The 21,126-nt window shown below is 52.8% G+C and carries 22 protein-coding genes and 1 other annotated feature; all 22 genes read right to left on the minus strand.

The window, feature by feature from the left end:
• Positions 1-37: 37 nt before the first annotated feature.
• The 22 genes from rplJ to HRQ63_RS24815 all read right to left on the minus strand — a co-directional run bounded on the left by rplJ (position 38) and on the right by HRQ63_RS24815 (position 20,609).
• A complete protein-coding gene (gene rplJ / locus HRQ63_RS24710; protein ID WP_172247790.1) occupies positions 38-544 on the minus strand; it encodes a 50S ribosomal protein L10 in 507 nt (168 codons plus the stop codon).
• Between the two features lie 103 nt (positions 545-647).
• Positions 648-778 (minus strand) — a sequence feature (ribosomal protein L10 leader region).
• Positions 779-854: 76 nt separating this feature from the next.
• Positions 855-1,547, minus strand: coding sequence for a 50S ribosomal protein L1 (gene rplA / locus HRQ63_RS24715; RefSeq protein ID WP_172247791.1), 693 nt, complete (start codon positions 1,545-1,547; stop codon positions 855-857).
• Between the two features lie 91 nt (positions 1,548-1,638).
• Positions 1,639-2,064, minus strand: coding sequence for a 50S ribosomal protein L11 (gene rplK / locus HRQ63_RS24720; protein ID WP_037291610.1), 426 nt, complete (start codon positions 2,062-2,064; stop codon positions 1,639-1,641).
• A gap of 23 nt (positions 2,065-2,087) precedes the next feature.
• Positions 2,088-2,621: a transcription termination/antitermination protein NusG gene (nusG, locus tag HRQ63_RS24725; protein ID WP_037291613.1), complete on the minus strand. Its 534-nt coding sequence runs from the start codon at positions 2,619-2,621 to the stop codon at positions 2,088-2,090.
• A 24-nt stretch (positions 2,622-2,645) separates the two neighbouring features.
• Entirely contained in the window at positions 2,646-2,837 is a 192-nt protein-coding gene (gene secE, locus HRQ63_RS24730) for a preprotein translocase subunit SecE (protein WP_026293958.1), read from the minus strand.
• 21 nt (positions 2,838-2,858) lie between these two features.
• Positions 2,859-3,008, minus strand: a complete 150-nt coding sequence (gene rpmG, locus HRQ63_RS24735) for a 50S ribosomal protein L33 (protein ID WP_083923737.1) — start codon at positions 3,006-3,008, stop codon at positions 2,859-2,861.
• 264 nt (positions 3,009-3,272) lie between these two features.
• Positions 3,273-3,920 (minus strand): RNA polymerase sporulation sigma factor SigH, encoded by a 648-nt coding sequence (sigH, locus tag HRQ63_RS24740; RefSeq protein WP_172247792.1) that lies wholly within the window; start codon positions 3,918-3,920, stop codon positions 3,273-3,275.
• A 217-nt stretch (positions 3,921-4,137) separates the two neighbouring features.
• A complete protein-coding gene (locus HRQ63_RS24745) occupies positions 4,138-4,659 on the minus strand; it encodes an NYN domain-containing protein (RefSeq protein WP_172247793.1) in 522 nt (173 codons plus the stop codon).
• Positions 4,660-4,669: 10 nt separating this feature from the next.
• Positions 4,670-5,416, minus strand: a complete 747-nt coding sequence (rlmB, locus tag HRQ63_RS24750; protein ID WP_172247794.1) for a 23S rRNA (guanosine(2251)-2'-O)-methyltransferase RlmB — start codon at positions 5,414-5,416, stop codon at positions 4,670-4,672.
• Positions 5,417-5,476: 60 nt separating this feature from the next.
• The gene (locus HRQ63_RS24755; RefSeq protein WP_229714347.1) at positions 5,477-6,004 is read right to left on the minus strand and encodes a Mini-ribonuclease 3; all 528 of its coding nucleotides are present in this window, start codon (positions 6,002-6,004) and stop codon (positions 5,477-5,479) included.
• A gap of 1 nt (position 6,005) precedes the next feature.
• Positions 6,006-7,409 (minus strand): cysteine--tRNA ligase, encoded by a 1,404-nt coding sequence (cysS, locus tag HRQ63_RS24760; protein WP_172247795.1) that lies wholly within the window; start codon positions 7,407-7,409, stop codon positions 6,006-6,008.
• A 36-nt stretch (positions 7,410-7,445) separates the two neighbouring features.
• Entirely contained in the window at positions 7,446-8,123 is a 678-nt protein-coding gene (gene cysE / locus HRQ63_RS24765) for a serine O-acetyltransferase (protein WP_172247796.1), read from the minus strand.
• 412 nt (positions 8,124-8,535) lie between these two features.
• The gene (gene gltX, locus HRQ63_RS24770) at positions 8,536-9,993 is read right to left on the minus strand and encodes a glutamate--tRNA ligase (RefSeq protein ID WP_172247797.1); all 1,458 of its coding nucleotides are present in this window, start codon (positions 9,991-9,993) and stop codon (positions 8,536-8,538) included.
• A gap of 36 nt (positions 9,994-10,029) precedes the next feature.
• Positions 10,030-10,518 (minus strand): 2-C-methyl-D-erythritol 2,4-cyclodiphosphate synthase, encoded by a 489-nt coding sequence (gene ispF / locus HRQ63_RS24775; protein ID WP_037291630.1) that lies wholly within the window; start codon positions 10,516-10,518, stop codon positions 10,030-10,032.
• Entirely contained in the window at positions 10,515-11,213 is a 699-nt protein-coding gene (gene ispD, locus HRQ63_RS24780) for a 2-C-methyl-D-erythritol 4-phosphate cytidylyltransferase (protein ID WP_172247798.1), read from the minus strand. The genes ispF and ispD overlap by 4 nt, the downstream gene beginning before the upstream one ends.
• A gap of 704 nt (positions 11,214-11,917) precedes the next feature.
• Positions 11,918-12,991 (minus strand): DNA integrity scanning diadenylate cyclase DisA, encoded by a 1,074-nt coding sequence (gene disA / locus HRQ63_RS24785; protein ID WP_172247799.1) that lies wholly within the window; start codon positions 12,989-12,991, stop codon positions 11,918-11,920.
• Positions 12,992-13,028: 37 nt separating this feature from the next.
• Positions 13,029-14,405, minus strand: coding sequence for a DNA repair protein RadA (gene radA, locus HRQ63_RS24790; RefSeq protein WP_172247800.1), 1,377 nt, complete (start codon positions 14,403-14,405; stop codon positions 13,029-13,031).
• 238 nt (positions 14,406-14,643) lie between these two features.
• Positions 14,644-17,109 (minus strand): ATP-dependent protease ATP-binding subunit ClpC, encoded by a 2,466-nt coding sequence (gene clpC, locus HRQ63_RS24795; RefSeq protein WP_172247801.1) that lies wholly within the window; start codon positions 17,107-17,109, stop codon positions 14,644-14,646.
• A gap of 48 nt (positions 17,110-17,157) precedes the next feature.
• The gene (gene mcsB / locus HRQ63_RS24800) at positions 17,158-18,222 is read right to left on the minus strand and encodes a protein arginine kinase (protein ID WP_172247802.1); all 1,065 of its coding nucleotides are present in this window, start codon (positions 18,220-18,222) and stop codon (positions 17,158-17,160) included.
• 12 nt (positions 18,223-18,234) lie between these two features.
• Positions 18,235-18,759: a protein-arginine kinase activator protein McsA gene (gene mcsA, locus HRQ63_RS24805; RefSeq protein ID WP_172247803.1), complete on the minus strand. Its 525-nt coding sequence runs from the start codon at positions 18,757-18,759 to the stop codon at positions 18,235-18,237.
• A 33-nt stretch (positions 18,760-18,792) separates the two neighbouring features.
• Positions 18,793-19,254, minus strand: coding sequence for a CtsR family transcriptional regulator (locus HRQ63_RS24810; RefSeq protein WP_172247804.1), 462 nt, complete (start codon positions 19,252-19,254; stop codon positions 18,793-18,795).
• A gap of 278 nt (positions 19,255-19,532) precedes the next feature.
• Positions 19,533-20,609, minus strand: coding sequence for a right-handed parallel beta-helix repeat-containing protein (locus HRQ63_RS24815; RefSeq protein WP_229714346.1), 1,077 nt, complete (start codon positions 20,607-20,609; stop codon positions 19,533-19,535).
• Positions 20,610-21,126: the final 517 nt, after the last annotated feature.

Raw genomic sequence — 21,126 nt, forward strand, 5'->3', positions numbered from 1 at the left:
CGGGATAAAACGTTGTGCCTAAGATCGTTAAGCGATCTTACGCAGATTGTTGCTCGTCTTTGTCTGCAACGGCTTTGACTGCCAGCGCGAAATTGCGAACTGGAGCTTGAAGCACGCTGAGAAGCATCGACAGCAAACCTTCGCGGGAAGGCAGGGAAGCCAGTGCTTTCAGTTCGTCGGCACTTACTACGCGTCCTTCTACTACGCCGCCTTTAAGTTCCAGAGCGTCGTTCGTTTTTGCGAAGTCGTTCAGGATTTTAGCAGGCGTGACAGCGTCTTCCGTACCGAATGCGATAGCAGTCGGGCCAGCAAGAACAGCGTCAAGGTCGCTAAGTTCAGCAGCGGCAGTTGCGCGGCGAACCAACGAGTTTTTCAGAACCTGGAACTCGATGCCCGCTTCGCGAAGCTGTTTACGCAGCTCGGTAACTTGAGCAACGTTCAGACCACGATAGTCGACAACCACGGTCGATACGCTTTCGCGCAGTTTACCAGCGATTACGTCTACCGACTCTTGTTTGGATTGAATCACTTTTGCGTTAGCCAAATCGTACACCTCCTGTTGAATTCGAGTGAAACGCCGGACCGCCGCAGCGGACGATTCGGTCGCCTCCACTTTTGCCACATTCAAGTAAACTTAACGTGCGGCGCATGCAATAAGAAAAGCCTCCGCAGAAGACGAAGGCTTGACGAATCAGCAAAGCTGAAATTCTATCACACACCTCGGTAGGAAATTAAGCTCGAAAGCACCTACTGTCTACGGTAAGCATATTCAAATTTACCAGACCGTTCAAAGAACGGAATGAAACAGCTTCTACAGTTTATCTAAAAGGTTAACGTAAGTCAACACTTTTTTATTATCTGTACGAAGTTGTATTAACGCGAACGCTCGGTCCCATCGTTGCGGACATAGCTACGCCTTTCAGATAAACGCCTTTTGCAGCAGCTGGCTTAGCACGGTTCAGCGCGTCCATCAGTGCTTTCAGGTTTTCGTTCAACTGATCCTCACTGAACGACGCTTTGCCGATCGGTGCATGGATTTGGCCTGCTTTGTCCAGACGGTATTCGATTTTACCAGCCTTGATTTCTTGAACGGCTTTGGTAACGTCGAAAGTAACTGTACCTGCTTTAGGGTTAGGCATGAGGCCTTTACCACCGAGCAGACGGCCCAGTTTACCGACTTCGCTCATCATGTCAGGCGTCGCTACGCAGACGTCAAACTCGAACCAACCTTGTTGGATCTTGTTGATCATGTCCTGATCGCCTACGAAGTCCGCTCCGGCAGCTTCCGCTTCCTTCGCTTTTTCGCCTTTTGCAAATACCAGTACGCGTTGCGTTTTGCCCGTGCCGTGTGGCAGGACAACGACGCCGCGAACGGCTTGGTCTTGTTTACGCGGGTCTACGCCCAGACGTACTGCTGCTTCGACGGTTTCGTCGAATTTAGCTGTTGCAGTCTTTTTAACGAGACTTACAGCTTCAGCCGGTTCGTAAGTTGCTTCGCTGTCGAACAGCTTGGCAGCTTCTACGTATTTCTTACCGTGTTTAGCCATTGTGTATTCCTCCTTTGTGGTGTTAGCGGGTAACCCTCCCACATTATGCCGCACTTCCTGATGAGGCTCGGCTTTGGACGATGGTCAAGAACTAGTCTTGAATCGTGATGCCCATACTGCGAGCAGTACCTTCGACCATGCGCATAGCGGACTCTACGTTCGCAGCGTTAAGGTCAGGCATTTTTTGTTCAGCGATTTGACGAACTGTATCGCGGTTAACCGTTGCAACTTTCTTTTTGTTCGGTTCGCCCGAACCTTTCTCGATCTTCGCAGCGACGCGCAGAAGAACTGCAGCCGGCGGAGTTTTCGTGATGAAAGTGAAAGAACGGTCTTCAAATACGGAGATCTCGACCGGAATGATCAGACCTGCTTGATCCGCTGTGCGAGCATTGAATTCTTTACAGAATGCCATGATGTTCACACCTGCTTGACCCAATGCTGGACCTACTGGAGGCGCCGGGTTGGCTTTACCTGCAGGAATTTGAAGTTTCACCATTTTAATAACTTTCTTTGCCATTGAGAAACACCTCCTTGCGTTAATTAAATCTTCTCGACTTGCGTGTAATCCAATTCGAGCGGCGTTTCGCGCCCGAACATGTTGACGTGAACCTTCAGCTTGCTTTTCTCGAGCAGAATTTCTTCCACCGTTCCGACAAAGTTAGCAAAAGGACCCACTTTGATGCGCACGGATTCCTTCAGATCGAATTCGATCTTCGGTTTCGGTTCGGACATGCCCATATGCTTCAGAATTTGTTCTACCTCTTCTGGAAGCAAGGCTGTCGGCTTGGAACCGGAACCCGTTGAACCTACGAATCCCGTGACGCCAGGCGTGTTGCGAACAACATACCAAGAATCATCGGTCTGGATCATTTCCACCAAGACGTAACCCGGATAGACCTTACGCATGACGGTCTTTTTCTTACCGTCTTTGTCGACCACTTCTTCTTCCATAGGAACAAGAACCCGGAAAATCTTGTCTTCCATGCCCATCGATTCTACGCGTTTTTCCAAATTGGCTTTGACTTTGTTCTCATACCCGGAATAGGTATGAACGACGTACCATCTTTTTTCCATATCAAGCCACCTACAGGCCTTTCCTTAAATTATCGCTTCAATCGCATAGGAGAGTCCGATGTCGATTACCCAAAAGAATACAGCCATCACAACAATCGTTCCCAAAACAACAAGCGTGTAATTGGTCAGTTCTTTGCGATTGGGCCAGCGAACCTTTTTAAGTTCAGCCCAGCTTTCAGAGAAAAAGGAAAACATAGACTTGAAGCTTTTTTTCACGCCCATGACACCTCCAACTAACTATCTGGTCTCACGATGAGGAGTTTGCGAGTTACAGTACTTGCAATACTTCTTCATCTCCATGCGGTCAGGGTGATTACGTTTGTTTTTCATCGTTGTATAGTTGCGCTGTTTGCATTCTGTGCACGCCAACGTGATAATAACCCGCATAGATTTACACCTCCCGAAGATATCCTTCAATCAAGAAGAACTCGTATTGAGCCTAAAATCATGATTTTAGGCCTACCTAAAACACTTTAGCATAGCCGGTATAGGCTGTCAACGAAAAACTACAGCAACTTGGCCGCGCGTTTCGTGTTCCTCTTTTACGGTCTGTGTGCCCCAAAAAGAAAAAGACTCCGACCTCGGAGCCTTTTCCGCCCCGTTTCGAAGGCGTTTCCTCTGTATATGTAACTCGGTGCGCGGGCAACCGTTTCAAACCTGGTCCCGGACTTCCAAATAACGTTCCAACTTGCGTTTGACCCTCTGAAGGGCGTTGTCGATCGACTTGACATGCCTGCGTAGATCAACGGCAATCTCCTGATAGGATCGTCCGTCCAAATACAACATCAACACCTGACGTTCCAACTCGCTTAAAATTTCCGACATTTTGTCTTCCAGTCCGCTAAACTCTTCCCGGTTGATAATCAACTCTTCCGGGTCCGATGCCTGCGATACGCAGATGACATCGAGCAGCGTACGATCCGAATCCTCTTCGTAAATCGGCTTATCCAACGACACGTACGAATTCAGCGGAATATGCTTCTGCCGAGTCGCGGTCTTGATCGCGGTAATAATCTGACGCGTGATGCAGAGCTCGGCAAAGGCTTTGAACGAAGCCAGCTTATCGCCCCTGAAATCGCGGATCGCCTTATACAGGCCGATCATGCCTTCCTGGATGATATCTTCGCGATCCGCGCCGATGAGGAAATACGACCGCGCCTTCGCCCGGACGAAATTCCGATACTTGTTGATCAGATATTCCAGTGCCTCGCTATCGCCGACACGAACCGCTTCCACGAGTTCTTCGTCGCTTTGGAAATCGTAAGGTGAAACGATGACGTCTTTGAGATCTACACTCACCAGCAATCCCTCCGGCCGCGGCGCAAGTTTCGAGCCTGTTGTAAAAGTTAGCCTCAGTATATATTATGTCACCTAACACCGTCAACCGCATAACGCCCAAAAGAGGGTCATAGTGCCGAATAATTCCTTTTTGTACACCGAGTTGTAAAAAAACGCTTACTTTCGCGACATATCGGCATATTGACCGCGTCGGGACGCGGCCGACGCATGCGCCGATTCATTGCCGCCGCCAGCGTTCGAATAACCGAAGCTGCTCGGGCGTCAGCTTGCCGTCAATGGTGTTTCGGCTGCCCCGCTGCGCCTGTTCGGCAATTCGTTTTTCGATCTCGCGCTCGCTTTGTTCCACTTCCGTCAACAGCTCAAGCGCAGGCATTCGCAGCGCGCCCTGCGCAAAAGCCACGCTTTGCTCCACAAAATCGCTCGTTGCCACGTATACGCTGCGCCGTTTGCCTTTGAGCTGCGCGGCAAAACGCTCGACCGCTTCGTCCGCCGTCTCTTTTTCCTTCGTAAAGTAGACTTCGACCTTCCCCTGCTCGAACGACTTGCCTTTGCCGGGAACCCGGTAAGCGTCGAACACCGCAATGACCCGGCGTCCCGTGAACGCTTGATAGTCCGCAAGGCGCTCAAGCAATCGGTCGCGCGCCTGATTCATATCGATTTGCGACAGCGAGGCCAGTTCGGGCCACGCTCCGATCATGTTGTAGCCGTCCACCAGAAGCACATCCCGCAAATCGGCCATAAGCGCATCTCTACTTTCTGCCGCTGCGCTGGCGCAGCACTTCGTACATGACTACGCCCGCGGCCACGGAAGCGTTAAGCGAGTTGATCCGTCCCTGCATCGGCAGCTTGATCAGCACGTCGCATTTTTCGCGAACAAGTCGTCCCATGCCTTCGCCTTCGTTGCCGACGACGAGCGCGAGCGGTCCTTTGAATACGTCCGTATCGTAGATCTCGCCTTCGGCCCGCACGTCCGTACCCGCGATCCATACGCCCGCTTCCTTCAGCTTCTCCATCGTTTGCGCCAGATTGGTCACGCGCGCAACCGGAACGTATTCCGCCGCGCCCGCGCTCGTTTTCGATACGGTCGCATTCACCTGCGCCGAACGGCGCTTCGGAATAATGACGCCGTGCACGCCCGTGCAGTCGGCCGTGCGCAGAATCGAACCCAGGTTATGCGGATCTTCGATCTCGTCCAAGATGATCAAGAACGGATCTTCGTCCTTTGCCACCGCCGCGGCAAGCAGGTCTTCGACTTCCGCATAGACGTAAGGAGCCGCTTGCGCGACCACGCCTTGATGCTGAATCCCCGGTACGAGCGTATCCAGCTTGCGCTTGTCCGCGGTCTGCACCACGACACCGCGATTTTTCGCTTCGGTCAGGATCGGCTGCATTTGCTTTTGCTGCGTGCCCTCCGCGATCCAAATTTTGTTGATGCTGCGTCCGGCTCTAAGCGCCTCGGCGACCGAGTGCTTGCCCGCGATCAATTCTTCTTCCATGATATTCGTTCCCTTCTGCCGGCGACGCAAACCTTAACCGTCGCCATTCAAATTTATCGTTTACTCCTGATCCGATTCTTGCGTTTGCTCAGGTTCAAGTCCTTTGCGAATCAACTCTTCCAAACGCCCCGCCCGGCCGCTGTAATAGAGATAACCGGCCAAGCACTCCAGTCCCGTCGCATGACGGTATTCGAGCACGTCGGCATTTTTGGGCACGGAACCCGACTTGGCATTCCGGCCTCGGCGAACCATGTCCGCTTCGTCTTCAGTCAGCAAAGACTCTATGCGGAAAAGCATGCGGGCCTGCGCGCCTGCCGATACGAACTTCGTCGCTTCGCGATGCAAATGATGGGGTCTCAAGTTACTGTGTCCGATCAGATACTGGCGAACCGCCACCTCGAATACGGCATCACCGATATAAGCAAGGACGAGCGGCGGCAGTAACCCCGGGGCCTTGGACGGTAGATAGTTGAAAAGAAGCCCGTTTGGAAAAGCGGCTTTTACCGTATTTTCTGCTTCCTCCGCCACTTGAGACTGTTCGTTGACATCGCCTATTCCCATCCCTTTTTCATTCTCGTGTTCGGTCATTTTATTTTCTCCGCCATCTCATGCCCTGCGGCGTATCTTCCAGCAAGATTCCCTGTTCAGCCAGCAGATCGCGGATTTCGTCGGAACGGGTCCAATTTTTCGTTTTACGGGCTTCGACGCGTTCGGCAATCAGCGCTTCCACTTCCTCGTCGAGCAGTTCCGAACCCGGCTCGGATGCGATACGAAGTACCATATTCATTTTGCGGAAAGCGTCGAGCAAGGCTTCAAGATCGGCTTTGATCACCACTTCTTCTCGCAGCACGCGGTTCGCTTCGTTTACCCACTCGAAGATGGCCGTCACGGCATCCGGCGTATTGAAGTCGTCATCCATTTTCGCGTGAAAATCATTCAATACGGCTTCTAGCTTACCTTTCAGCGTTTCGCTTACTTCATGGGTCCCGGCAGTTGCCGCTTCAAGACGGTGGTGAACCGCACCTACGGCATTCTCGATCCGCTCCACGCTGTTCAGTGCCTGCTGCATGTTGTCCGCACTAAAATTGAGCGGGTTGCGATAATGCGTCGAGAGCACGAAATAACGCAAAGCTTCCTTTTTATAACGTCCGCGCAGATCCTGCACCGTAATCCCGTTGCCGAGCGACTTGGACATTTTTTCGTTATCGATATTGACGTAGCCGTTGTGCATCCAATAGTTGGACAACGCATGGCCCGTCACGCATTCGGATTGGGCAATCTCGCACTCATGGTGAGGGAACTGCAAATCCTGGCCGCCGCCGTGAATATCGAGCGTATCGCCCAGGTAGCGTCTTGCCATGGCCGAGCACTCGATATGCCAGCCCGGACGACCTGCTCCCCATGGGCTATCCCAAGAAATCTCACCCGGCTTCGCGCCTTTCCAAAGCACGAAATCTTCCTGGTTTTCTTTGCGCGCGTCGACTTCGATCCGGATGCCGAACTGAAGCTGCTCCAGGTTTTGACGCGACAGTTTGCCGTATTGTTCAAAGCTCGATGTGCGGAAGTACACGTCGCCGCCGCTCGGGTAAGCGTGGCCGGTCTCCACCAATTCGCCGATAACCGCGATAATGTCATCCATGTTCTCGGTAACGCGCGGATTCAACGTCGCCTTGGCCACGCCCAACCCTTCCAGGTCCTCGTAGTACGCCGCAATAAACTTTTCCGCCACTTCAGGCACGGTCGTGTTCATCGCTTCCGCTTTGCGGATCAGTTTGTCGTCGACATCCGTGAAGTTCACGACATAATTCACTTCGTATTCCCGGTCTTCCAGATAAGCTCTGACTACGTCGAAAAAGATAACCGGACGCGCGTTGCCGATATGAATGTAGTCGTATACGGTCGGGCCGCATACGTACATGTTCACCTTACCCGGATTCACCGGCACGAACTTTTCTTTTTCCCTTGTCATTGTATTGTAAATTTGCAGCGTCATTTTTCCACGTTCCTCTCATCATCAAACGTTCTACTTTTACTGGGTATCTCCGTTGCCTGCGGCGCGCTTCGGCTCTCCGTACGCGTCCCGACGCACCGTCTCCAACTCGCGTTGAAGCTCGCCGATCTGGCGTCTCAGCTCGCAGATCGCATCGTGCGAAGGATCGGGCATCTGATGGCTGAGCCGATCGACCTTGCGCCCGTGCTGCCTGACGATCTGTCCCGGAATGCCGACCACCGTACTGTTGGGCGGCACTTCCTTGAGCACGACGGAGTTCGAACCGATGTTGCTCTGATCCCCGATCGTAATGGAGCCGAGCACTTTCGCCCCCGAGCCGATGACCACGTTGTTGCCGATCGTCGGGTGCCGCTTTCCTTTTTCCTTACCCGTGCCGCCGAGCGTGACGCCTTGATAGACGACGACGTCGTCGCCGATCTCGCATGTCTCGCCGATCACGACGCCCATTCCGTGGTCGATGAACAGTCGATTGCCGATCGTCGCGCCCGGATGGATTTCGATCCCGGTGAAAAAGCGGCCGACCTGCGACACGAACCGGGCTAACGTGAACCGACGCCATTTGTACAGCTTATGCGCAATCCGGTGAGCCCAAATCGCATGCAATCCCGAATAAGTGAATACGACTTCAAACATGCTTCTTGCCGCCGGATCGTTGTCGAATACCGCACGGATATCGGACCTCATCGATTTGAACATCCCGCTTCCTCGCTTCCATTGCCCCAAAATAAAAACGCCCCTGCAGCATCATTATGCTACAGAGGCGTTCGACCGCGGTTCCACTCTGCTTGAATCTCCCGTCGCGGGAAACCCATCTTCTTCAAGTCCGTAACGGGGACGAATCGGCGGACTCTAGCCCACGGCCGAAAAACCATGAGTTCGAATTCGCAGCTCCCAGGCGCATTTCCGTCTGCCTCTCCGGACGACTTCCAGCTCCGCGCCCCCGCCCGATTGGGCTGTCGGCGTTCGGGCGTCCTCTCTGGGAATGCGGCGTACGACGTACTTCTCCTGTTCTTCGCTATAGAAATATTCGATTAAAGACGGTATGGGATAGATCTTGTTTAGCCATTATAAACGAATCGGTGCAGTCTGACAATCGTTTGCGATCGCGTTACGCCGTTTGGGCTTTCAAGCGCTCGATGACCTTCTCTTTTCCGAGCAGATAGATCGTCTGGTTCAGATCGCGTCCGTGCATCTGTCCCGTCAACGCGACGCGGATCGGCATGAACAACTGCTTGCCTTTGATGCCGTTCTCCTTCTGCACTTCTTTGATCAGCGCAGCCATGCGTTCCGGCGAGAACTCGTCGGAAGCTTCGATCTTCGACAGGAACGCACCAAGCGCTACCGGCGCTTTTTCATCCGCGAGCACTTCGCGTTCTTCGTCGCCGAATTCGATGTCCGTACGGAAGAATACCTCGGAAAGGCTCACGATATCGGAAGCGGCATTCATCTGCTCCTGATAGAGCGCCACAAGGCGCTGTGCCCAATCCTGCTTCGCCGCGTCCAGCGTCGACGGCAGAAGGCCCGCTTTTTGCAGATGCGGAACAGCCAGGTCGGCGATCCGCCGCGCATCCGCGTTTTTGATGTAATGGTTGTCGATATGCGCCAATTTGTTCGGATCGAATACGGCCGGGCTTTTCGACAAACGATTCGCGGTGAAAATGGAGATCAGTTCTTCGCGGCTGAAGATTTCTTCCTCGCCTTCCGGCGACCAGCCGAGCAGCGCGATAAAGTTGAACATGGCCTCCGGCAAGTAGCCGAGTTCTTCATATTGCGCGATAAACTGAATGATCGATTCGTTGCGCTTACTGAGCTTTTTGTGGTCATCGCCCACGATCAGCGTCATATGACCGAAGCGCGGCGGCTCGAAGCCCAATGCTTCATAGATCATCAGCTGACGCGGCGTGTTAGAGATATGGTCTTCCCCGCGCAGCACGTGGCTGATCTTCATCAGGTGATCATCGAGCACGACCGCGAAGTTGTACGTCGGAATCCCGTCGCGCTTCACGATAACGAAATCGCCCGTATCTTCCGTCGTAAACGAAATTTCGCCTTTGACCATATCGTCGAAGGTATACGTTTTGTTCTCCGGCACGCGGAAACGAACGCTCGGCACGCGGCCTTCGGCGGCGAAAGCTTCGCGCTGTTCTTGCGTCAGGTTGCGGTGTTTGCCCGAATAGCGAGGCGTTTGGCCTGCGGCCATCTGCTCTTCGCGTTCTTTTTCCAATTCTTCTTCCGTGCAGTAGCACAGGTACGCCAACCCTTTGTCGAGCAGCTCCTGCCAATATTTTTTATAAATGTCCAGACGCTCGGTTTGACGGTAAGGTCCATGTTCTCCGCCGACGTCGATGCTTTCGTCCCATTCGATGCCCAGCCATTTCATGTATTTCAATTGGCTTTCTTCCCCGCCGGCCACATTGCGTTTCACGTCGGTGTCTTCGATGCGAACGATGAATTTACCGCCTTGGTTGCGTGCGAACAAATAGTTGAACAGAGCCGTTCTGGCATTGCCGATATGCAAATGCCCGGTCGGGCTCGGTGCATAACGTACGCGTACTTCCTGTGTCATGATTGTGTTCCTCCCGTATCGTTTCTGAAAACTCTTTTACAAAGATAGCATACCCTTCGTCAGGCAGACAACGGCTTGCGCCGCGATTCCTTCGCCGCGTCCGGTAAAACCGAGCCATTCGGTCGTTGTCGCTTTTACGTTGATCCGGGATTCCTCAGCGCCCAAAGCGCCCGCGATCACAGTGACCATTTGCGGGATATACGGCGCCATTTTCGGCTTTTGCGCAATGATCGTCGCATCCAGATTGCCTAATGCATACCCGCGTTCTTGAGCCATTTTCCACACGTCTTCCAGCAGTTTCAGGCTGTCGGCGTCTTTGAAAGCCGCATCGGTATCCGGAAAATGACGGCCGATATCGCCCAGCGCCAATGCACCGAGAATGGCGTCGCTGATCGTATGCAGCAGCACGTCGGCGTCCGAGTGTCCCAGCAGTCCTTTTTCATGGGGAATGGTCACGCCGCCGATGATGCAAGGCCTGCCCTCTACCAGTTGGTGCACGTCGAAACCTTGTCCGATTCTAATCATGCTTCTTTCTCCTTTCGAACGGCCCGAAGCAAAAATTCCGCATAGTCCAGATCTTCGGGCGTCGTGATTTTAATATTGGTATAGTCGCCTTGAGCCACGCTCACCGGGATACCGATCCGCTCCGCCAGCATGGAGTCGTCGGTACCGAGAAAACCTTCGGATACCGCTTCTTCGTGCGCGCGCAGCAGTTCTTCGGTCCGAAAACCCTGAGGGGTCTGAATCGCCCACAGCGCGCTGCGATCCGGGGTATCGACGATGGTGCTGCCTGCAACGATCTTAATCGTATCTTTAACCGGAACCGCAAGTACTGCCGCGCCGCTGCGCTGCATTTCTTCGTAGCAGGCGTCGATGTTTTCTTCCCGTATAAAAGGACGCACGCCGTCATGCACCATGACCCAAGGCGAAGAAGCTTGCTTCAAGCCTTCATACACGGAATGTTGACGCTCGGCTCCGCCCGCAACGACCGTTTTGACGAGCGGGCAATCCGCTTCTTGGATATATCGCTTGCAGCGCTCGACATCCGCGGCTCCGGTCACGACGATGATCTCGGCAGTCGCGCCAAATCGCCCGAACGTCTCGATCGCCCCCAGAAATAACGGCCGGCCGTCCAATTCGAGAAATTGCTTGCTTTCTTTCGTCCCCATGCGCGAACCTCGCCCGGCCGCGACCACGATGACGCTCAAATTCCGTTCCATGACTTTCAGCCCCGCCTTTATGTCCGTTTCGCTATTTTCGCGTCCCCTTATTATACTACAAGACGCCGAAGTCGTCTTCAAAGTCCTGTGCGATAGCTAAGCCTGGCGGCTGCGGGAGGGATTCGTTTCGGTCGCGTGTTGAAATTGGGAAAAGTCGATTGAGTTTTAACAAGGTATTTTCCCAATTTCAAAGGCGAACGCTATCGCTCCTACACTGAATCCCTCCCTACGCCTGGCGCTTTGCTAAGGCAAAGGCTTTGGAGACACCTTTGGAGTCTTCGCAAACGGGGTGGCTTTTTTATTAGGAAAAAGAAGAAACGGAGGCTTCGGTTCCGTTTCGCTTTTGGGGCATCAAGTAATCGGTTGGCATATTGCTTACGCTAATCTTAGACAAGAAAACTAAGTTCAAACCGAATTGAAAACGAGACTTCTCCTTAATACGCCCTTCCCCAAACAAACCAAAAGCTCCTCGCGGAACGCGGGAGCTTCATCGATTGATACAAAACGATAAAACGCGAACCGACAAGTTCGTGCTTCGCTTTTTTAACTCTAAAAATAATAAATCGAACCGCGTCCCACCGACCCTACCAGCGGAGTGAACTCGTTTTGAGCGACTTTTGGCTTTGATTTCCTTCCCCGAACCCGGAAATCAAAACAAGTGAAGCGAAAAACGAGTTCACGCAGCGCCTAGGTACGGCAAAAGGTCACACCTGCCGTTCGATAAACACCTGATCCTGTAATCGGCGCAGGCCTTCTTTGATCGTGCGGGCGCGGGCGCCGCCGATGCCGTCGACTTCGTCGAGCTGTTCCAGCTCCGCGCGCACGACTTGGCCCAATTGGCCGAAATGTTCGGTCAAATTGTTCACGATCACGTTCGGCAGACGGGGGATTTTGCTCAGCACGCGATAGCCGCGCGGCGTCAGCATTTCGTCGGTGACGGATACCGATGCCGGATAACCGAGCAGACGGACGATATGCGCGGTGTCCAGCAGTTCGTCGTCCGTGGAACGGCGAAGCGCAGTCAGGACGTCTTTGGCTTTATCGTCGTCCGTTTGGGCGATATAGTCTTTGATCAGCAGCATGACTTCGCGCTCGGTATTGCCGACCAACTCTTCCATTTGCATGGAGATCAATCGCCCTTCATTGCCGAGTTCGCTGACGTAGCGCTGGATTTCCGTTTTGATGCGCAGCACCATTTCCACGCGGCGAATGACTCCGACCACTTCGGCCAGCGTGACCAATTCTTCGAATTCGGAAGCGGTCAGGTTGGTTAACGCTTGAGTGAGTACGACTTTGTAGCGTTCCAGCGTTTGAATGGCCTGATTCGCTTTGGTCAGGATTACGCCGATCTCTTTGAGCGTATAACGCAGGCTGCCCAAATACAGCGTGATGATATTCCGACGCTGCGAAATGGATACGACAAGTTTGCCGGTTTGTTTGGCGACCCGTTCCGCCGTGCGGTGACGAATTCCTGTTTCCGACGAAGAAATCGCGGAATCGGGGATCAACTGGGTATTGGCATATAAGATACGTTTAAGATCCTCGCTTAGGATGATCGCGCCGTCCATTTTGGCAAGTTCATACAGATAGTTCGGCGAAAAATCGCAGTTGATGGAAAATCCCCCGTCGACAACCTCCATCACTTCCGGGCTATACCCCACAACCAGCAAAGCGCCGGTTTTCGCCCGAAGCACATTCTCAAGCCCGTCGCGGAAAGGTGCTCCCGGTGCGACCAGCTTGAGCAATTCATTCATTTTTGCAGATTCCGATTCTTTCATTGGCTGCCTCCCGTTGCGTTGGCCGATGAACAACACCTTATTCCAGCGCTGCTTTGAGCGCCTGCGACACGGTCTCGACCCCGATTAATTGTATGCCTTCGGGATGCTTCCATCCCTTTAAGCTTTTCTGAGGTAAAATTACCCGTTTAAAGCCCAGTTTCAACGCTTCTTTCACACGCTGCTCGGCTCGGGCCACGGCACGTACTTCACCGGTCAGGCCGATTTCTCCGAACACCGCATCGTAAGGACGCGTTGGTTTATCCTGCATGCTCGACGCGATGCTGACCGCAACGGCCAGATCGACCGCCGGTTCATCCAACCGAACTCCGCCTGCCACATTGACGTAAGCGTCCTGCGTTTGCATGTATAACCCCATCCGTTTTTCCAACACCGCGATAATCAAGTTTAAGCGATTATAATCAATGCCGGTTCCCATCCGCCGCGGCGAAGGGAAATGAGTAGTGGCAACAAGGGCTTGAAGCTCTACCAATACGGGTCTTGTTCCTTCCATGCTGGCTACAACGGTCGTACCGGATACGCCCATCGCCCGCTCGGACAAAAACAATTCCGAAGGATTGGTCACTTCATCCAAACCATGCTCGCGCATTTCGAAGATTCCCATCTCGTTCGTCGAACCAAAACGATTCTTCACCGCGCGCAGAATGCGATACGTATGATGCCGCTCTCCTTCGAAGTACAAGACGCAGTCCACCATATGCTCCAGCATACGGGGTCCGGCGATCGCGCCTTCCTTGGTCACGTGACCCACCAATACGATAGCGATCCCGCCGTTTTTGGCCAGACGCATAAAGCGTGCCGTACATTCGCGTACCTGCGACACGCTGCCCGGCGCACTCGTGACATCCGGTTGGTATACCGTCTGGATCGAGTCAATAACGAGAAAGTCCGGCGCGATTTGCTCGATCGACTGTTCGATCTGCTCCATATTGCTTTCGCAAAGCACGTACAGCTGCGGCGACAATGCGCCGAGCCGCTCGGCACGAAGTTTCGTTTGCTTGACCGACTCTTCGCCCGAAATATATAGAACCTTGAGGCCCGAGGCTGCCAACGAATGCGAAGCCTGAAGCAGCAATGTGGATTTCCCGATACCGGGGTCTCCGCCGACCAGGATGAGCGAACCGGGCACGACGCCTCCGCCAAGCACCCGGTTCAGTTCTCCGATTTTGGTGTCCACGCGCGGCTCTTGCCCGCTTTCGATATCGACGATGGACATCGGCTTTTGGGTTCCTTGGAACAGAGAAGCATTCATTCCGGTCATTCCCTGCGTTTTCACGCTGCTGACCGTCTCCTCCACCATGGAATTCCACGATTGGCATCCCGGACATTTTCCGTACCATTTAGGCGACTCGTAGCCGCAATCGGTGCAATAAAACTTCGTTTTTGTTTTGGCCATGGATCTCCTCTCTCACTTCCGCAATACGGAAAGCTCTTCCTAAAAAGTTTATCATTTATTGGTTATAAAAGTAAGGGTCCAACCCCCTATAGAGACGGCTGTCAAGCAAAAAAATCCGAACCGCGGAAATGAGATCCCGCGGTTCGGATTTGATGCGGCCGGCAGACCGGATGAGCGCGAAGCTTCGCCCGGCCCGGGCCTGATCGTGCAAGGCAATGCTTCTGCAAAAACTGCCTGATTAGTTCTCCGATTTTTCAATCGCTACGGCCGGCGTTTCTTCTTCTGCCTTGTCGACGGACAGCGCGCCGTCCTTCTCGTCGATCAGCAGGAAGTCGCCTTTGGCCACGCGGCCGGTCAGCAGCTCTTCGGACAAACGGTCCTCGATATGCTTCTGAATCGCGCGACGCAGCGGACGCGCGCCGTAAGCCGGATCGTAGCCTTCTTTTGCCAAGAAGGTCTTCGCTTCGTCCGTCAGCTTGAAGTTTACGCCGTACTCGTTCAGGCGCTTGCGCAGCTCTTCCGACATCAAAGTCACGATCTCGGCGATATGCTTCTCTTCGAGCGAATGGAAAACGATCGTTTCGTCGATCCGGTTCAGGAACTCCGGACGGAAGCTTTTCTTGAGCTCATCCATGACTTTGCTCTTCATGCTCTTATATTCCGCTCCGCTGTCGGCCGCGGCCGTGAAGCCGAGCGTCGAGTTGCGGCGAATCGCATCCGCGCCGACGTTCGACGTCAGAATGATCAGCGTATTGCGGAAATCGACCACGCGACCTTTGGAATCGGTCAGGCGTCCGTCTTCCAGCACTTGAAGCAGGATGTTGAAGACTTCCGGGTGCGCTTTTTCGATCTCGTCCAGCAGTACGACGGAATACGGTTTGCGGCGTACCTTTTCGGTCAGCTGACCGCCTTCTTCGTATCCGACGTATCCCGGAGGCGCTCCGACCAAGCGGGAAGTGGAATGCTTCTCCATGTACTCGGACATATCGATCCGGATGACCGCATTCTCGTCGCCGAACATCGACTCCGCCAATGCGCGCGCCAACTCGGTTTTACCGACGCCGGTAGGGCCGAGGAAGATGAAGGAGCCCATCGGACGCTTCGGATCTTTAAGACCCGCGCGGGCGCGGCGGATCGCGCGGCTCACCGCGACGACGGCTTCGTCCTGACCGATGACCCGATCATGCAGCAGGCTTTCCATGTTCAGCAGGCGGTCCGTTTCTTCTTCCTTGAGCTTGTTGACCGGAATTCCGGTCCAGCTGCCCACGACGTCCGCGATATCCTCAGGCGTCACTTCGGAATCGGTACGTCCCTGTTTTTCTTTCCATTGGTTCCGTGTCGTTTCCAACTCTTCGCGGATCTTCTGCTCCGTATCGCGCAGCGCCGCCGCTTTCTCGAACTCTTGGCTTTGAACCGCCGAATCTTTTTCCTTGCGAATGTCGTCCAGACGATTCTCAAGCTGTTTCAGGTTAGGCGGTACCGTATACGAGTTCAATCTCACTTTGGAACCCGCTTCGTCGATCAGGTCGATCGCTTTGTCCGGCAGGAAGCGGTCCGTAATGTAACGGTCCGACAGCTTAACCGCTTGCTCGATCGCTTCGTCCGTGATCTTCACGCGGTGATGCGCTTCGTAACGGTCGCGCAGACCGTGCAGGATTTGAATCGCTTCGTCAACCGAAGGCTGATCCACCGTGATCGGTTGGAAACGACGTTCCAGCGCGGCGTCTTTTTCGATATATTTGCGATATTCGTCCAGCGTCGTTGCCCCGATGCATTGCAATTCTCCGCGTGCCAGAGAAGGCTTGAGGATGTTGGAAGCATCGATAGCGCCTTCCGCGCCGCCCGCACCGATCAGTGTATGCAGCTCATCGATAAACAAGATGACGTTGCCGGCTTGACGAATTTCGTCCATGATTTTTTTGAGGCGGTCTTCGAATTCGCCGCGATATTTGGTACCGGCTACCACAGAGCCCATATCAAGCGTCATGACGCGCTTTTCGCGCAGCGTTTCCGGAATTTCGTTATTGACGATTTTTTGTGCCAAACCTTCGGCGATCGCCGTTTTACCGACGCCCGGTTCGCCGATCAACACCGGATTGTTTTTCGTCCGGCGGCTGAGCACTTGGATAACGCGCTCGATCTCTTTGCTGCGGCCGATAACCGGATCGATATTGCCGTCTTTGGCATAAGCCGTCAGGTCGCGCGCCAGGCTGTCCAGCGTAGGCGTGCTGACGTTGGCCGGCGTGCCGTGATGGCTGGACACCGCTTCGCTGCTGCCCAGAAGTTGCAGAACCTGTTGACGCGCCTTATTCAGGCTGATACCCAGGTTATTCAGCACGCGTGCCGCTACGCCTTCGCCTTCGCGGATCAGGCCGAGCAGGATATGCTCCGTGCCGACGTAGGTATGACCGAGCTTGCGCGCTTCGTCCATCGACAATTCGATAACCTTTTTCGCGCGAGGGGTATATGCAATGTTAGTCGGTTGCTCTTGGCCGCGTCCGATCAGCGTCTCGACTTCGTTCTGGATTTGTTCCAGACCCAGACCCAGTCCGATCAGTGCCTTGGCCGCGATGCCTTCGCCTTCGCGAATCAGACCGAGCAGGATATGTTCCGTACCGATGTTGTTATGTCCCAGTCTCACCGCTTCTTCCTGGGCGAGAGCCAGAACTTTTTGCGCGCGTTCCGTAAATCTGCCAAACATCATATGCAAAGCACCTCCGCAAAGTAGTAAAAATCATCAGGTAAAACATAGTTATTCTTTACTCTTAACCAGTTTGTCCCGGATCAATTGCGCCCGGTACATATCCTTCTCCGATGTGTTCATTGTAGCACCGAACGTTTTCTGAAGGAAATGCGGCTGGGTTAAAATCGTAAGCTCGTTAAGCAGCGTTACGGGAAGCCCGTCGATCCAGCCCAGGTCAACGCCCAAACGAACGTCAGATAACCGCTGTGCGGCCTCTTTGCCGTCGATGATCGCCGCATGGGTCAGAATACCGTAAGAGCGCATTACCCGATCATACAGACGAATCTTCGATTCTCCGACAAGACGATTGCGCGCCTGTCGTTCATATTCGATAATCTGGACCACAATTCCTTCCAGGTTATCGACGATCTCTTGTTCATTCTGTCCCAATGTAATCTGATTCGAGATTTGGAACAGATTTCCCTGGGCTTCACTGCCTTCTCCGTAAATACCGCGAACGGTAAGCCCTACCTGGGATACCGCACTCAAAATACGGCCGATCTGATGAGTCATGACCAATGCCGGCATATGAATCATCACGGAAGCTCTCAGCCCCGTCCCGACGTTGGTCGGACAACTGGTCAGATAACCTCGACGATCGTCGAAGGCATAATCGATATACGCCTCCAATGAATCATCCACTTCCGTCGCTCGCTCCCAAGCTTGTCTGACCTGAAAACCCGGATACAGACACTGAATACGGATATGATCTTCTTCGTTTACCATAATGCTAAGCGATTCGTCTTCACTCAGTACAACGGCCGCTTCCTGCGATTCGTTAGCCAACATCGGGCTCACAAGCCGCTTCTCGACCAATACTTGACGATCAATCTCACTCAGTTCGTCAAGCGGCACGGATTGCATCGGACCTAGATCATCCTTCGCTTGCTCGGCCGCTTCAACGACCAATTGTCGCACCTGCCCCGCCTGCTCCTCGCTTGCCACAAGAGGAAAAGGAAGAGAGCGGAGGTTGCGCGCAATTCGAACCCGGCTGCTGATGACGATATCGGAATCTTGTCCTTCTCCCCGCATCCAGGTACTTAATGCATGTTCCGTAAACGCAAATTCAGACATGAGTCGGCCCCCTTACCGCTGCGAACGCTGCAACTCAAGATCGCGAATGCGATCCCTGAGCTGCGCGGCCGTTTCGAATTCCTGCTTTTCGATGCGCTCTTGCAGCTCCTGCTTGAGCGCATCGATCTCGCGTTGAACCTGAAGGTCGGCTCCGCCGCGTTTTGGTACTTTACCGACATGCACGGTCCCTCCATGTACGCGTTTAAGCAGCGGATCAATCTTATCGTCAAAATATTTGTAGCACGAGCTGCATCCGAAACGCCCGATCTTGCGAAATTGAGCGTAAGTCATCCCGCATTTCTCGCAATGAAGCTGCTGAGCTTGCGACGCTCCTCCGGTATGCGTTTTGCCTGCCATATCAAAATCCAAAAATCCCGAAAGCAGATTATGGATCGAAAATCCGCCAGACGTTCCCGGAATCATCTCGCCTTTTTCCCTCGCGCATTGCTCGCAGATATGGAACTCGTTTTTTTCACCATTAATAATTTTCGTAAAATGCAGGGTTGCGGGCCGCTGCTGACATTCCTGGCACAGCATTCGCCCCACCTCCTTCACCTAAATGAACATCCTTTAATGCCCCATGAGCGCAATCAACATCGCCTTCATAATCCGCGCACGCATCTCATCCCGATAAGGCAGCTTGAGCAGTAAAGTATCACGTATAATCGCCGAACGCATCAATGCAGCTTCGCGGCTCGTAATCAGGTCCGCTTCTTTCAATCGGTAGATCAAACCTTCGGCTGCGGATTGAGTCATTTCGCTGCCGATCGTTTCATGCACGTGAGCGTGAAGCTCGGAGTGTGCCGGAAGCTGAATTCGCTGAATGCGGATATACCCGCCGCCGCCGCGTTTACTCTCGACCAAATATCCTTTTTCCAATGTAAAACGCGTACTGATGACATAATTGATCTGAGACGGCACGCAAGAGAAACGATCAGCCAGATCATTGCGTTGAATCTCGATCATGCCACCCTGACTTTCCTGCAAAACGGTCTTTAAATAATGCTCGATGATATCGGAAATATTACGCATCGATTCACCCTCCACGATCTGCCTGAGCCGCCGCCCGTTTGCTATCCGAATGTGGAGCCTACTCTTAAAATAACCCTTCCGCAAAAAGGAAGAAACGTCTGGTTGTTTCGAGGCACCGTCTGTTTGCGGCGTGTCGCAGGGTAATATAATAATGGCAAACCTGTTGACTTTGACTTTCTTTGACTTTTTAACTATTATAGCATACTTTTTTTAATTGCCAAGCTTTCGCGCAAGAAGGAAATAAAAAAGGCCACGGTCTCCCGCAGCCTTCGATTTCATTAAAATCCGGTGTTGCCTTCGGCATGAATCTCTCCTTTTTTAAAGGTTGCAGCCGCGGCTCCCGAATTTTTGACTTGATTATTGGTGAAGTAAATATTGCCGATCTGGCCATCTCCCCATACGCCGATTCCAGCGTTAGCAGAATCGGAAATCATATTGCGGGTAAAACGAACCTCGTCAATACTTCCTTGATCGGCGAAGACCAATACGTTCGGATGATCATCCGTCGGCCGAGTGCCCGTTTTAATGATCGTATTGTCGTTCACGGTTACTTTTTTGACGTCGCGGGTATTCCAATGCTTCTCGACCGCGATATAAATACCGGCCATTTCGGTATTATTGATCTTGTTTTTCTCGATCGTTACTTCGCTGCCGCCGACTACCGAAATTCCTCGAGCTTTGGAAGAGTAACCCACCGTATTATTACGGATCACAATATCTCGGGTAAGTGCCGGGTCTTTATGATAGCTCACCACAGCAATCCCGTCGTCCCCGGTCTGTTTGACCGTATTGTTTTCTACCGTGATTCCTTTGCTTCCGTCCGTCAGATGAATGCCGTCCGCTTTGGTATTCTTGATTACGTTTCCGGATATGGTTCCTCCGTTTGCTTCGTCGCGCACCAGGATTCCCGCCGTACCGGCCCCCACGATTCTGACGTTGCGTATCGAAAAGTCCGAAGCGCCCAACACCGTGATGCTGTTTTTCGAGTCCGCCCCGTCGCGTTTTCCCGTATTGGCATAAACATGAGTCAAATCCTGCAAAGCCGGGCTTTTCCCTTTGAGATTGATCGAACCGCCCGCCGGATTGGTCGAAGTCAAAACGGATCGTTTCGCTCCTGCTCCGACGATTCGAACGCCGGTTACGTTCAGTACGCCGCTCAGCAGAAAATTACCCGAAGGCACATACAACGTTTTGCCTTGGTTCCTGGCGGCTTTGATGGCTTTGTTGAACGCTGCCAACGAATCCTTCTTGCCGTTTCCGACCGCGCCGTAAGCCGTTACCGATATGGAATTTGCGGGTTTGGCACTTTGAACGGAAGCCGCCGAAGCTGTTCCGCTTCCGTAAATCTTGCTCAAAACTCCCGAAAATCCTTCGACCGGTTGCCAAGCAATTGTACCGACTATGCCTAAAACCAAAGCCGGCATCAAATACTTTCGCCTCATTTTAAATTTTTGTTTCTCCATAGACATCCTTCACTCCCAGTCTTTAGCTTTTTAAGTGTATATAAAACGGATTCGAACCGCTTCAAACTAAATTGTTAATAAACTATGAGTAAACCGATAAAAATGCAGAATACACTGAAGAAATAACGAATATACAATAAAAAGATCCAAGAGGTCGGTGGATAACTTGGATCAATTCAGATTTTGTGGAAAAACTGTGTGCAATTCGCGAAAATTTCGAATAACTTTAAAGCGATTTTTTGAGTTATACCGAATTGTGGAAGGTTTGTGGAAAAGTCAACTTCTAATAAACAGCATCATCTTTAAAATAAAAAAAGCCTTCCCTGTTAAGGGAAGACTTCTTCATTGGCTTGGCAGCTTCCTACTCTCCCGGGACCCTGCGGTCCAAGTACCATCGGCGTTAGAGGGC

The organism is Saccharibacillus endophyticus (assembly GCF_013185185.1).
Classification (GTDB): Bacteria; Bacillota; Bacilli; order Paenibacillales; family Paenibacillaceae; genus Saccharibacillus; species Saccharibacillus endophyticus.